The organism is Roseovarius atlanticus (assembly GCF_001441615.1).
In the GTDB taxonomy this organism is placed as follows: domain Bacteria; phylum Pseudomonadota; class Alphaproteobacteria; order Rhodobacterales; family Rhodobacteraceae; genus Roseovarius; species Roseovarius atlanticus.
The window spans coordinates 250,847-263,284 of the sequence record NZ_LAXJ01000003.1 but is presented as its reverse complement, the minus strand read 5'-3'; the positions used below and the strand labels follow the sequence as shown (position 1 = coordinate 263,284).

General features: G+C 64.7%; 10 protein-coding genes. 5 read left to right on the top strand and 5 right to left on the bottom strand.

Annotated elements, in window-relative coordinates; all coding sequences use genetic code 11:
* Positions 1-399: 399 nt before the first annotated feature.
* The 3 genes from XM53_RS04680 to XM53_RS04670 all read left to right on the top strand — a co-directional run bounded on the left by XM53_RS04680 (position 400) and on the right by XM53_RS04670 (position 4,297).
* The gene (locus XM53_RS04680; protein ID WP_057790783.1) at positions 400-1,749 is read left to right on the top strand and encodes an aminotransferase class III-fold pyridoxal phosphate-dependent enzyme; all 1,350 of its coding nucleotides are present in this window, start codon (positions 400-402) and stop codon (positions 1,747-1,749) included.
* Between the two features lie 156 nt (positions 1,750-1,905).
* Positions 1,906-3,282: a cytochrome ubiquinol oxidase subunit I gene (locus XM53_RS04675; protein WP_057790781.1), complete on the top strand. Its 1,377-nt coding sequence runs from the start codon at positions 1,906-1,908 to the stop codon at positions 3,280-3,282.
* Positions 3,283-3,286: 4 nt separating this feature from the next.
* The gene (locus XM53_RS04670; protein ID WP_057790779.1) at positions 3,287-4,297 is read left to right on the top strand and encodes a cytochrome d ubiquinol oxidase subunit II; all 1,011 of its coding nucleotides are present in this window, start codon (positions 3,287-3,289) and stop codon (positions 4,295-4,297) included.
* Positions 4,298-4,315: 18 nt separating this feature from the next.
* Here the strand turns inward: XM53_RS04670 and XM53_RS04665 are convergent, their stop codons facing one another.
* On the bottom strand, positions 4,316-4,603 hold the full coding sequence (locus tag XM53_RS04665; protein ID WP_057790777.1) for a sll1863 family stress response protein: 288 nt from the start codon (positions 4,601-4,603) through the stop codon (positions 4,316-4,318).
* A 67-nt stretch (positions 4,604-4,670) separates the two neighbouring features.
* Positions 4,671-8,249: a hydantoinase B/oxoprolinase family protein gene (locus XM53_RS04660; RefSeq protein ID WP_057790775.1), complete on the bottom strand. Its 3,579-nt coding sequence runs from the start codon at positions 8,247-8,249 to the stop codon at positions 4,671-4,673.
* A 123-nt stretch (positions 8,250-8,372) separates the two neighbouring features.
* On the opposite strand from XM53_RS04660, the gene XM53_RS04655 reads away from it, so the two are divergent.
* A complete protein-coding gene (locus XM53_RS04655) occupies positions 8,373-8,789 on the top strand; it encodes a TIGR01244 family sulfur transferase (protein WP_057790773.1) in 417 nt (138 codons plus the stop codon).
* Positions 8,786-9,508 (top strand): 2-dehydro-3-deoxygalactonokinase, encoded by a 723-nt coding sequence (locus XM53_RS04650; protein WP_057790771.1) that lies wholly within the window; start codon positions 8,786-8,788, stop codon positions 9,506-9,508. Before XM53_RS04655 ends, XM53_RS04650 begins: the two co-directional genes overlap by 4 nt.
* Here XM53_RS04650 and XM53_RS04645 read toward each other — a convergent pair.
* From XM53_RS04645 to XM53_RS04635, 3 genes are read right to left on the bottom strand one after another with little or no spacing between them, the layout of a single operon-like run.
* Positions 9,505-10,434 (bottom strand): metal ABC transporter permease, encoded by a 930-nt coding sequence (locus tag XM53_RS04645; RefSeq protein WP_408006048.1) that lies wholly within the window; start codon positions 10,432-10,434, stop codon positions 9,505-9,507. The genes XM53_RS04650 and XM53_RS04645 overlap by 4 nt on opposite strands.
* A complete protein-coding gene (locus tag XM53_RS04640) occupies positions 10,434-11,633 on the bottom strand; it encodes a metal ABC transporter permease (RefSeq protein WP_057790768.1) in 1,200 nt (399 codons plus the stop codon). Before XM53_RS04640 ends, XM53_RS04645 begins: the two co-directional genes overlap by 1 nt.
* 7 nt (positions 11,634-11,640) lie before the next feature.
* Positions 11,641-12,429 (bottom strand): metal ABC transporter ATP-binding protein, encoded by a 789-nt coding sequence (locus tag XM53_RS04635; protein WP_144435455.1) that lies wholly within the window; start codon positions 12,427-12,429, stop codon positions 11,641-11,643.
* Between the last annotated feature and the right edge of the window lie 9 nt (positions 12,430-12,438).

Below are 12,438 nucleotides of genomic sequence, written 5' to 3'. Positions count from 1 at the left end.
TGAAACGCACGGGGACAGGGGACCGAAACCGTGCTTCCATCGGGGGACGCCGTGTTGCGAACGGCACTGGGGCACAACTTTCTTTCGGCACCGCGCAGCCACGCGGAGACTGCCGCATGACCCGGGCGAGGGTCATAGCGGGCCAGCGGGCCCCGGCGATCCGTCCAAGCTTTCCCGATATCCTTCAGACACACCCCGCGATCCACGTATCGCGGCGCACCCTGACCGGGCACGACCAACGAGACCCGGCACGGTAACCCGACAACGCGGCAGGAGGGAATGAGGGGCCGAACCAACGGCCCCCTTTCTTTTGCGCGCCCCTGATCGGCGTCACTGGACAGAATCCCGGCGCGGTGCCACGTTTGATCAAATCCGCGACTCAGATACGGGGGGCTTTCCATGAAAGACGACAATTTCCTGCGCGAGATGAACGCGCGCCACCTGTGGCACCCGATGGGCCACCCGGGCGAGCAACAGGAACACGCCCCCACCATCATCAAAAGCGCCGATGGCGTCGAGATTACCGATATCGACGGGCACCGAGTGGTGGATGCCGTGGGCGGCCTGTGGTGCACGAACCTGGGCTATTCCAACGACGCCATCAAACAGGCGATCAGCGATCAGCTTTGGCAGCTACCCTACTACTCGGCCTTCGCAGGCACCACCAATCCCCCGGCGATCGAGGCGTCCTACGCAGTACAGGAATTCTTTGCCGAAGACGGCATGGCCCGCGTCTTTTTCACCTCGGGCGGGTCTGACGCGGTCGACACCGCGCTGCGCATGGCGCGGCAATATCACCGACTGCGGGGCGAGCCCACGCGCACCAAGTTCCTGTCGCTTAAAAAGGGGTATCACGGCACCCATTGGGGCGGCGCCTCGGTCAACGGCAACAACCGCTTTCGAATCACTTACGAGCCGCTGCTGCCCGGCTGTTTCCACCTGCCCAGCCCCTATACCTATCGTAACCCGTTCCACGAGACCGACCCCGCCAGGCTGGCCGAAAAAATCGCCGCCGCCATGGTGGACGAGATCGAATTCCAGGACCCAAGCACCATCGCCGCCTTCATCATGGAGCCGATCCAGGGCGCGGGCGGTGTCATCGTCCCCGATGCCAGTTTCATGAAGCACATGCGCGAAATCTGCGACCGTTACGGCATCCTGCTGATCTCGGACGAGGTGATCTGCGGCTTCGGGCGCACTGGCGACTGGTCCGGCGCGCGGCATTGGGGCGTCCAGCCGGACATGATGACCGTCGCCAAGGGCATCACCAGCGCCTATTTCCCGGTGGGTGGTGTCCTGCTCAGCGAGATGGTCGCGGAGGTGTTCGAGAACGCCGATGCAGGCGGCGCGATCTGGACGGGTTATACCTATTCGGCCCATCCGGTCGGCGCTGCCGCGGTGGTGGCCTGCCTGTCCGAAACCCTGCGGCTGGATACGAAAACCAATGCCGCGGCCCGCGGCACGCAGCTTTATGATGGCGTGCGGCAACTGATGGAAAAATACGACATCATCGGCGATGTGCGGGGCGGGCATGGCCTGATGACAGGCATCGAATTGGTCAGCGACCGCGCGGCCAAGACCGCGATGGATGCAACCACGGTCAAGAGGGTGCACAAGGCCACATACGAGGCCGGCGCGATGGTGCGGATCGGAGGCAACAACCTGCTGATGTCGCCGCCGCTGATCATCACCGAGGCAGAAATCGACCGCGTTCTTTCGGCTCTGGATGCCGGGTTTGCCGCCGCCTGACGGCCTCATTGGCAAAACCGCCGCTGCACCGTGTGAGCCAAGAGTTCCCGCTATTACTGCGCTTTCTGGTCGCATTGGGCGGATAATCGCGTGCCGAACCCTAAATTGACACCTGTCGGATCAAGACATCCGTCGCAACATGTCAGCTTTAGGGTCATGGACACACTTCTGCTTTCACGCATCCAGTTCGGTGCAAACATCTCGTTCCACATCCTGTTTCCCACGATCACGATCGCCTTGGGATGGGTGCTTTTCTACTTCAAGCTGCGCTTCAATCGCAGCGGCGAGGAACGCTGGATGGATGCCTACCGGTTCTGGGTGAAGGTGTTCGCGCTCAGCTTCGGCCTTGGCGTCGTCTCGGGCATCACCATGTCCTTTCAGTTCGGCACCAACTGGCCCGGCTTCATGGAGACGGTCGGCAACATCGCCGGACCGCTTTTGGCCTACGAGGTCATGACCGCCTTCTTTCTCGAAGCCGTGTTCCTTGGCATCATGCTTTTCGGCATGAGCCGCGTTCCGGGCTGGCTGCACACGCTGGCCACGTTCCTGGTTGCGTTCGGCACGACCATGTCGGCCTTCTGGATCCTGGTTCTGTCCAGCTGGATGCATACGCCAGCCGGGTTCGAGATGCGCGACGGCGTGGCGCACGCGACGGATTGGCTTGCGATCATCTTCAACCCGTCCATGCCCTACCGGGTGGTGCACATGCTGCTGGCCTCGGGCCTGACGGTTGCGTTCCTTCTGGCCGGTCTGTCCGCCTTGCGCTGGCTGCGCGGGGACAAGGGCGGCGACGTGCGGGTGTCACTGGTCACCGGTCTGGGCCTTGGCGCATTGCTTATCCCGTTGCAGATCCTCGCGGGCGACGTGCACGGGCTCAACACGCTGGAACACCAGCCCGCCAAGGTGGCCGCGATGGAAGGCAACTGGAACACCGACACCAATGTGCCACTACTGCTGTTCGCGATCCCCGATGAAACCGCACGCGAGAACCGTGCCGAAATCGGCATCCCGAACCTTGCGTCGATCATCCTCACGCACCACGCCGATGGCGAGGTCCCCGGCCTGAATGACTTTGTCGCCGAGGATGGAACCAAGATGCATCCTCCGGTCGCGCCCGTCTTCTATGGCTTCCGCATCATGGTCGGCACCGGCATGGCGATGCTGCTGCTCAGCTGGGCCGCCGTGGGCTTCATGGCCTTCCGGCGTCGCGGCCCCGAGGGCCTGCCAAAGCCGCTTCTGCTGGCGCTGGTTCCCATGGCCTTTTCCGGCTGGGTCGCCACGCTCGCGGGCTGGTACACGACCGAGATCGGGCGGCAGCCGTGGCTGGTCAGCGGCGTGATGACCACCGAACAGGCCGTGGCCGAAGTGCCCGGGCCGATGGTGGCGACGACGCTGATCATCTACCTTTCGGTCTATGTCGCCCTGCTTTTGGCCTATATCGGCGTGCTCTACTATCTCGCCTGCGCCGGGCAAGATGCGAAAAAACGTGGCCGTCCCGACATGCCGGGGCTGAACCCGACCCCGGCGGAGTAGACACATGAACACGTTCGGCGATCCCGCAATCTGGTTGCCCCTGGCCTTTGCCGGTCTCATGGGCCTGTCGATCCTGATCTATGTCTGCCTCGACGGGTTCGATCTTGGGATCGGGGTGCTGTTTCCCTTCGCTACCGACGCCGAAAAGGATCGAATGGTCGCCTCGATCGGTCCGTTCTGGGACGCCAACGAGACCTGGCTGGTTCTGGCCATCGGCATCCTGCTTGTGGCCTTTCCGACCGCGCATGGCGTAATCCTGACAACCCTCTACTTGCCGGTCGCCCTCATGCTGGTGGGGCTGATCCTGCGGGGCGTCGCGTTCGAATTCCGCGCCAAGGCTCCGGCACGGCGCAAGCGGCTTTGGGACTTTTCCTTCTGGATAGGAAGCCTGATGGCGTCGCTGGCCCAGGGGTTCATGCTGGGGCTCTATGTCATGGGGCTTGCGTTGACGCCGTTTACCCTTGTTTTCGCAACGATCACGGCTGTCTTCCTGACGGTGGCCTATTCGTTCATCGGCGCGACCTGGATGATCCTGAAGGCCGAGGGCGATTTGCAGGTCAAGGCGATCAAATGGGCGCAGGGCGGGATCTGGGGCGTGGTTCTGGGGCTCGGGGCCGTATCGCTGGCCTCGCCCTTTGTCAGCACCCGGATCTTCGACAAATGGTTCACGTTGCCAGAGCTTTATTTCCTCGTGCCGCTGCCTCTGGTGTCAGCGGGCCTGATCTTTCTGCTTTGGAGGCTCCTGCGCACCCTTCCGCGCGAAAGCGACGCGCTCTGCGCCGCGCCCTTTGCCGTGACCATCGCCCTTTTCACGCTTGGCTTCATCGGCATGGCGTATTCGTTCTATCCCTACGTGGTGCCCGAGCGCCTGACGATATACGAATCCGCAAGCGCGCCGGAAAGCCTGATGATCATCCTCGTCGGCACGCTTGTGGTCCTGCCGATGATCATCGGCTACACGGTTCTGTCCTACGTGATCTTTCGCGGCAAGGCGACCGAGTTGCGGTATTACTGATGCAGGGGCGTCCGCACCTCAGCTGAACCGCTTCCACGCGTCCTGCATCGCCTTTGACATGTCGTCCCACGCCTTGTCGGCACCGGCCTTCACGTCGTTCCAGGCCGCCGACTGGTTGCGCTGCAACTCGTCCAGCTTGGCCTGCATCTCGTCACGCTTCGCACGAAGATCTTTCAATTGCTCTTCGTACTGAACCTGCGCATCCGCCTGGGCCTTTTCGGCCTGCGCGCGCATCTTGTCGATATTGGCCTGCCACTCCTTCATCTGTGCCTCGAGCTTCTTGGTGTAGGCGTCCTTGTCGGTCATGGGCTTCGCTCCTCCCTTTTTGATGGTCTGAGAACTTGAGGCTTCAACTGTAACACGCCTTGCCCTTTTATGCAGAGGGTTCTCCCCAACCTCCACCACCGGGCGTCTCCATCCCGAAAATCGCGCCTTCCGGCAGGTCGATCTCGTCATTCCCGGCCATTTCGCGCACCGCGCCGTCCGGCATCTCGACCCAGTTGCGCCCGACCTTTCCGGGCGCGCCCCCGTCGCCGCCAAAGGGCGGAATGATCCGGTGGTTGCTCAGGGTGGTCACAGTCACGGGCTCCAGAAACCGCATGGTGCGATAAACGCCATGCCCGCCGCGCCACTGGCCCGCACCGCCCGAGCCGGGACGGATCGTGAACGACTCCAGCCGCACCGGAAAGCGTTTTTCCAGCACTTCGGGATCCGTCATGCGCGTGTTGGTCATGTGGCTTTGCACCGCATCGCATCCGTCGAAGCCGGGGCCGGCGCCAGTGCCGCCCGCAATGGTCTCGTAATTCTGGAAATCGTCATTGCCCCAAACGAAATTGTTCATCGTCGCCTGAGACCCCGCGATCACCCCCAGCGCGCCATAAAGAGCGTTGCAGGTCGCCTGGCTGACCTCGGTGTTGCCCGAGATCACCGCCGCCGGATAGACTGGGTTCAGCATCGAGCCATCCGGGATGATGATGTTCAGCGGTTTCAGGCACCCCTCGTTCAGCGGGATGTCCGCGCCCACCATCGTGCGGAACACGTACAAGACCACGGCGCGGCAGATCGACTTCGGCGCGTTGTAGTTGCCCTCGTGCTGCGCCGAGGTGCCGGTGAAATCAATGGTCGCCTCGCGTGCGTCCCGGTCCACGCTGACGCGCACCTCGATCGTCGCGCCGTGGTCCATCGGATAGGTGAACTGGCCGTCGGTCAGCTTGTCAATCACCCGCCGCACGCTTTCCTCGGCATTGTCCTGCACGTGGCGCATATAGGCCTGCACAACGTCGAGGCCGAACTGGTCGACGACCTTCAAAAGCTCCTGCCGGCCGGTTTCGTTCGCCGCCACCTGCGCCTGCAAGTCGGCCAGGTTCTGCGGGATGTTGCGGCACGGGTACTTGCCCGATGACAGGACAGCCTCTGCCTCCGCCAACTGAAACTCCCCCTCGGCCAAGAGCTTGACGTTGTCGATCAGCACGCCCTCTTCGTCGATGTGGCGGCTGTCGGGCGGCGCGCTGCCGGGCGTGCGCCCGCCGATATCGGCGTGGTGCCCTCGGCTGCCCAGCCAGAAGACCGGCCTGCCTTCGATAAAGACCGGCGTCACCACCGTCACGTCCGGCAAATGCGTGCCGCCCTTGAAGGGCGAATTCAGCATATAGGCATCGCCCGGCTTCACATCCGGGTTCAGACGCATCACCGTCTTGATGCTGTCCGACATCGAACCCAGATGCACCGGCACGTGCGGCGCATTGGCCACCAGCTCTCCCTCGGCGTCGAAGATCGCGCAGGAGAAATCCAACCGTTCCTTGATGTTGACCGACCACGACGTGTTGGCCAGAGTCGCGCCCATCTGGTCGGCAACCGACATGAACAGGTTGTTGAACACTTCCAGCAGCACCGGATCGACCTGCGTGCCCGCCGCGTGGTCCCGCGCCTTGGCCTCGACCCGGTCGAGGATCAGGTTTCCCAGCGGGTCCACCCGCGCGGCCCATCCGGGTTCGACGATATTGGTGCCTGTGGGCTCGGCGACGATGGCCGGCCCCTTGACGCGTGCGTCCGGGCCCAGCGTCCCGCGATCGTGGATCGGCACGTCCTGCCAATCACCGTCGGTGTAGACCGGCACCTGCGCGATGGCCTGCCCGTCGCCCTGCGGCACCGGCGGCGCGGGGGTGATTCCGCTCTTGCCGGTGGCCTCGACGCTGATCATCTCGATCACCACGGCCCGGTCGGGCGAGGCAAAACCGAACCGCGCCTTGTGCGCCGTCTCAAAGGCGGCTCGCGCGTCGTCTTCGGCCTCTGCCTCGACCGGCAGTGCCTGGTGCGAGCCATCGTAGCGCAGATGCAGCCGCGTTGTTGTCGCGACGTCCGTGCCGCCTTGTGTCTCCACCTCAGCGGAGGCATCCGCGGCCATGTCCCGCGCCCGTGCCAGCGCCGTCTCGATCTGTTTCAAAGGCACATCCATCTGTGCCTCTTTCATCGACTTGATCTCGGCCAGGCCCATGCCGAAGGCCGACAGCACACCGGCATAGGGATGAATCATCACCCGCGTCATGCCCAGCGCATCAGCCACCAGGCAGGCGTGCTGCCCGCCCGCACCGCCGAAGCATTGCAGGGTATAGCCCGTCACGTCGTGGCCGCGCTGCACGCTGATCTTCTTGATCGCGTTGGCCATGTTGTCGACGGCGATGCGCAGGAAGCCCTCGGCCATATCCTCGGGGCTGCGCGGTGCCTCTCCCGTCTCTTGCGCGACGGTTTCGGACAGGGCGGCGAACTTTTCGCGCACAACGTCCGCATCCAGCGGCGCATCGCCATTGGGGCCAAAGACGGCCGGAAAATGATCGGGGTTCAGCTTGCCCAGCATCACGTTGCAATCGGTCACCGCCAGCGGGCCACCCCGGCGATAACACGCCGGGCCGGGGTCGGCGCCCGCGCTTTCGGGGCCGACCTGGAACCGGCCATCCTCGAACTTGCAGATGCTGCCACCGCCCGCCGCGACGGTGTGGATGTCCATCATCGGCGCGCGCATCCTGACGCCGGCCACTTCCGTCTCGAACGACCGCTCGTAGCTGCCGGCATAGTGGCTGACATCCGTCGACGTGCCGCCCATGTCGAACCCGATCAGCTTGTCGAACCCGGCAGCTTCGCCCGTGGCCGCCATGCCGACAATGCCGCCCGCCGGCCCCGACAGGATCGCGTCGCGCCCCTGGAACCGCCGCGCCTCGGTCAGCCCGCCGTTCGACTGCATGAACAGCAGGCGCTGGCACGCGCGGCCCAGGTCCAGCGCATCGGCCACCTGGTCGACATAGCGCCGCAGGATCGGCGACAGATAGGCGTCCACCACCGTGGTATCGCCCCGTCCCACCAGCTTGGCCAGGCGCGAGACATCCGCGCTGGTCGAAATCTGGGTGAAACCGATTTCGCGCGCCATTTCGGCCACGCGATCCTCGTGATCGGGATTGAGGTAGGCGTGCAGCCCAGCGATGGCCACGGCCCGGATGCCCGCATCGTGGGCCTCTTGCAGCGCCTCGCGCACCGGCGCCTCGTCAAGGTCGCGCACGACCGCGCCCTCGGCATCCAGCCGCTCGTCCATCTCGACGACGTTTTCGTAAAGCAGGTCCGGCCGCCTGATGGCCAGATCAAACAGGCGCGGCCGCGCCTGGTAGCCGATCTTCAGCAGATCACGAAACCCCTTGGTAATTACCAGCAGTACCCGCTCGCCATTGCGCTCGAGCAGTGCATTGGTGGCCACCGTCGTGCCCATCTTCACCGCGGCGATGGACCCGTCGGCAAACTCCCCCTCGACGCCCATCACCTCGCGGATGCCCTGCACGGCGGCATCGCGATACCGTTCGGTATTCTCGGACAACAGCTTGTGGGTATGCACCGCGCCGTCCGGGTCCAGTGCCACCACGTCGGTAAACGTCCCGCCCCGGTCGATCCAGAATTCCCATTGGCTCATCGTCACGCTCTCCCGAATTCGCTTTGCAGCCTTGGGGCCTGCTGCGCGAATGTCAACGAAGCCGCCATTGAATTCCCGCCCGGTTTTTGCCCATATGGGCACGACCCGAACAGGAGCCAGACCATGGACATTCGCCCCCTGACCAAGGAATTCGCCGTCTCGCCACAGATCGACGCCGCCCATATCAGGGAAATCGCCGGCGCGGGGTTTCACTCGATCCTCTGCAACCGCCCGGATGGCGAAGAGCTTGGCCAGCCCGAGTTCGAGGCAATCGAAGCTGCCGCGCGGGCCGAGGGGCTCGAAGTGCGCTGCGTGCCAATCACCTCGGGCATGATCACGCCCGAGGCCCTCGCCGCGTTCGATCAGGCGCTGACGGAACTGCCGAAGCCGATTCTGGCCTATTGCCGCAGCGGCACGCGATGCACCATGCTCTGGGCAGCGGTCGAACATGGCCGGCGCGAGGATGACGAGATCATCGCCCGTGCAGGCAAGGCGGGCTACGACGTCGCCCCTCTGGTGCGCCAGATGCAGGCACGATGACCCGCTGGATCGCGCTGATCCCGGAAAGTTCAGGCACGGCTGGATATCTGCTCGACGGGGCACGCCTTGAACGGCGGGTCAGTGCCCAAACCGAAGAGGCGGTTCGCGCCGATCTCGGTGATGCACCGCGCGTGGTGCGGCTGGGCGACGGTCCGCCCGATCGCCTGCCCGCCGCCGTCTTGCCACAAGGTACAAGTGGCCTGCCAGCGTTGGAACAGACCTCGCCACCCGATATCATCGCCGCATCGGTACGCCTCTGGATCGCCGGTGCACTTGCCTCCCGGCCACACTGGGACGGCGTGATCTGCGCCACCCAAGGCGACGTGACCCACTGGATTCACATCAGCGCGGACGAGGCGGTTAGCGCCCAGACTGTTCTGACGCCCCGCCTGATCAACGCGCTTGGCGGCGCCGCTTCGGCAGATACGGACGCCCTGGCCGACACGCTCAGCCGCCCCGAACGTCTGGCGGCGCATCTTCGGCAAGCAGAAATCAAGGGCGACCGCGCCGCGCTCACGGGGCACCTTCTGGGTGCGGAACTGGCGGCGACCCGGCCCTACTGGCTGGGGCAGGAAGTGCTGGTTATCAGCGCCACACCGGCGCCGCACATGGCTGCGCTCGCGGCTCAGGGCGCGCCTGCGACCGCGCTCGCCCCGGACGACCTTGTCGGACCCGGACTTGCCGCGCTTGGCGGGGCACTGGGCCTTGCCGAAAGCTAGGACGGCTCCGCCCTTGCGCCGCTGCGATGTCGGCAAGGTCCGAACATGGCGGCCAATGCAAGGATCACACCGGACACCGTGGCAATCATGCCCGCGGCACTGACCGCATCGTCGAAGCCCAGCCACAAAGGTCCATACCCCGCCAGCACGTACCCCAAAACCGCCGAAATCACTGCGAAGAGGACCGACCATGCCACCTGCGCCTCCAGCCCGTTGGTCATCATCCGGGCCGCGGCGGGCGGGCAGATGAACATCGCGATCACGATGATCGAGCCGACCGCGTCGAACGCCGCCACCGCCGCGATGGCCGCCACGACCACCAGCGCCAACCCGATTGCACCGACCGGCAAGCCCATGGTGCGGGCAAACCCCTCGTCGAAGGTCGACAGCTTCAAAGGCCGCCAGCACACCCATGTCAACACGGAGACGAATGCCAGGGTCAGTGCCATGCGCGGCAGTTCCGGCGGCAGGCCGCGCAGGGCCTCGATGTCCCACAGGGACGACCAGCCCACCGCATCCAGCCAGATCAGGCTCTCAAGGTTGCCGTAAAGCGCATGTTCGACGTCCAGATGTACCGAGGACGTGTCGGACTGCTCCAGCAGCAGAACACCGCCCGCGAACATCGCCGTGAACACCACCCCCATGGCCGCGCCCGGTTCGATCTTGCCCAGGCGACGGATAGCTTCGATCAAGCCGACAGCGACAAGCGCCGCGGCCCCCGCGCCCAGCATCATCGGCCATGCCGAAACTACGCCGGTCAGCAGGAAGGCCACCACGATCCCGGGCAGGACGACGTGGCTGATCGCGTCCCCGATCAGGGCCTGCCGCCGCAGCAACAAAAAGTTTCCGGGGATCGCACAGGCCACGGCGGCGCAGATCCCGATGACAATCGGCGCCAGGGACAGAACGACGAACTCTTCGCCCATCACGGCACCTCCTTCGGGCGCAACCCCTCGTCAAGCGCCGTCAGCTGGTCGGGCGTCAGAATGTCATCCAGCGGCGTCAGACCGTCATAGCTTGCCGCGGCCTCTTCGTGCGCCGGGTCCGAGCGCAAAGCCTGCCAGCGCCGCTCGTCACGCAGCGCCGCCGCCGCTTGCGCTTGGCCCTGGTCGGTCGCCACACCATCCGGCCGGATCAGGCCCCTGCGACGCATAAGCCGCAATGTCAGCCCTTCGTAGATCGGTTGGCCCTGCGCCAGTGCCAGCAATCCCTGCCGCACGTGAACCCTTGCCTGAAACCTACGGTGGCGCAGCACGGCCGCCAGAACGCCGCGGTTCGGCGCCGCGACAAGCGACAGCGCGAACAGGGCGAACGACACCAGAACGATGATCGGCCCCGTCGGCAGCGCCGGCGCCGTAGCCGACAGGGCCGTCCCGCAATATCCCGCCACGCCGCCGACCAGCCCGGCCAGGATCACCACGTGACCCACCCGGTCGGTCCAGAACCGCGCCGCCACCGCCGGTATGATCAGCAACGCCACGATCAGGATCAAACCCACGATCTTCAGACCGACCACGGTGATCGCCAGCGCCAGGCCCATCATCGCCAGTTCTATGCGGGGCACGTTCATCCCCGCGCCGGCGGCGAACTCCCGATCGAAGGCGACCATCGTCATCGGCCGCCGCAGCAGCGCAACCAACGCCAGAACGACCGCGCCGCCTATGGCGATCACCATGGCATCCTGCCACAACATTCCCGCGGTCGAGCCCAACAGGAAACTCTCCAATCCGGCCTGCCGCCCGGAACTCATCGACTGGATCACCGTCAGCAGGACGATCCCGAAACCGAAAAACACCGACAGCACTGCACCGATGGCCGCATCCTCGGACAAGCGTGTGCGGTTGGTCAGGGCGCTGACACATAAAAGGCCCGCAGCCGCCGACAGGGCCGAGCCCGCAAGCAACCCGGGCAAGGCCCGCCCGTCACCGCCAAGCGCGACCATGGCGACAAAGGCCAGGGCGACCCCCGGCAACGTGGCGTGGCTGATCGCGTCGCTGACCAGCGCCCGCTTGCCCAGGAACAGAAAACTTCCCGTGGCGCCGGCCGCCATGCCCAAAAGGGCCGCCCCGACCGTGACCAGCGTGGCGTTGTAGCCCAGTTGCAAAGTCAGCGCGTCCCAAATCATGGCGTCTTTACCCCGTGACCCCGATCTGCGCCGTGGCCAGCCGCCCGCCATAGGCCTCTTGCAGGTTGGCCTGGGTGAACGCCTCTGCCACCGGGCCTTCCGCCACTTTGCTGGTGTTGATGACAAAGACCCAATCAAAGTAATCGGCAACGGTCGACAAATCATGATGCACCGCCACGACAGTCCTGCCTTGCTCGCGCAGGGATTTGAGGACCGAGATAATCGCCGTTTCCGTTGCTGCGTCGACACCGGCGAAGGGTTCGTCCAGCAGATACAGGTCGGCATCTTGCGCCAACGCCCTCGCAAGAAACACGCGCTGCTGCTGACCGCCCGAAAGCTGGCCGATCTGCCGATCGGCAAATCCGTCCATACCTACGCGCTCCAGGCAATTTATGGCGGTCTGTATATGCCTTGTCTTGACGCGCCCCAGAAGGCCAAGCTGCCGGTATTGACCCATAAGCACCACATCGAGAACACGCGTCGGGAAATCCCAATCTACGCTGGCCCGCTGTGGCACATAGGCGATACGGGCACGCATGGTGTCCAGGGGATTGCCCCAGGCCGTGACCCGGCCGGACAAGGGTGTCACGATACCAAGCGCCGCTTTCAGCATCGTCGATTTGCCGGCACCGTTGGGGCCGACGATGGCCGTCATCTTTCCGGGCTGAAAGGTCGCGTCTACGGAAAAGACAGCGGGCTTCTCTGCATAGGACACGGTCAGCCCACGAATGGCGAGCGGGCTTGCCGCCAGCGCCTCACGGTCGGTCTGAGGCGTTTCCGGTGTGACCAATTTCATGCTCATTCT

Bases quoted from the DNA above. Each gene is read 5' to 3' on its own strand.
- XM53_RS04680 (WP_057790783.1), top strand. From the start codon at position 400: ATGAAAGACGACAATTTCCTGCGCGAGATGAACGCGCGCCACCTGTGG.
- XM53_RS04675 (WP_057790781.1), top strand. From the start codon at position 1,906: ATGGACACACTTCTGCTTTCACGCATCCAGTTCGGTGCAAACATCTCG.
- XM53_RS04670 (WP_057790779.1), top strand. From the start codon at position 3,287: ATGAACACGTTCGGCGATCCCGCAATCTGGTTGCCCCTGGCCTTTGCC.
- XM53_RS04665 (WP_057790777.1), bottom strand. From the start codon at position 4,603: ATGACCGACAAGGACGCCTACACCAAGAAGCTCGAGGCACAGATGAAG.
- XM53_RS04660 (WP_057790775.1), bottom strand. From the start codon at position 8,249: ATGAGCCAATGGGAATTCTGGATCGACCGGGGCGGGACGTTTACCGAC.
- XM53_RS04655 (WP_057790773.1), top strand. From the start codon at position 8,373: ATGGACATTCGCCCCCTGACCAAGGAATTCGCCGTCTCGCCACAGATC.
- XM53_RS04650 (WP_057790771.1), top strand. From the start codon at position 8,786: ATGACCCGCTGGATCGCGCTGATCCCGGAAAGTTCAGGCACGGCTGGA.
- XM53_RS04645 (WP_408006048.1), bottom strand. From the start codon at position 10,434: ATGGGCGAAGAGTTCGTCGTTCTGTCCCTGGCGCCGATTGTCATCGGG.
- XM53_RS04640 (WP_057790768.1), bottom strand. From the start codon at position 11,633: ATGATTTGGGACGCGCTGACTTTGCAACTGGGCTACAACGCCACGCTG.
- XM53_RS04635 (WP_144435455.1), bottom strand. From the start codon at position 12,429: ATGAAATTGGTCACACCGGAAACGCCTCAGACCGACCGTGAGGCGCTG.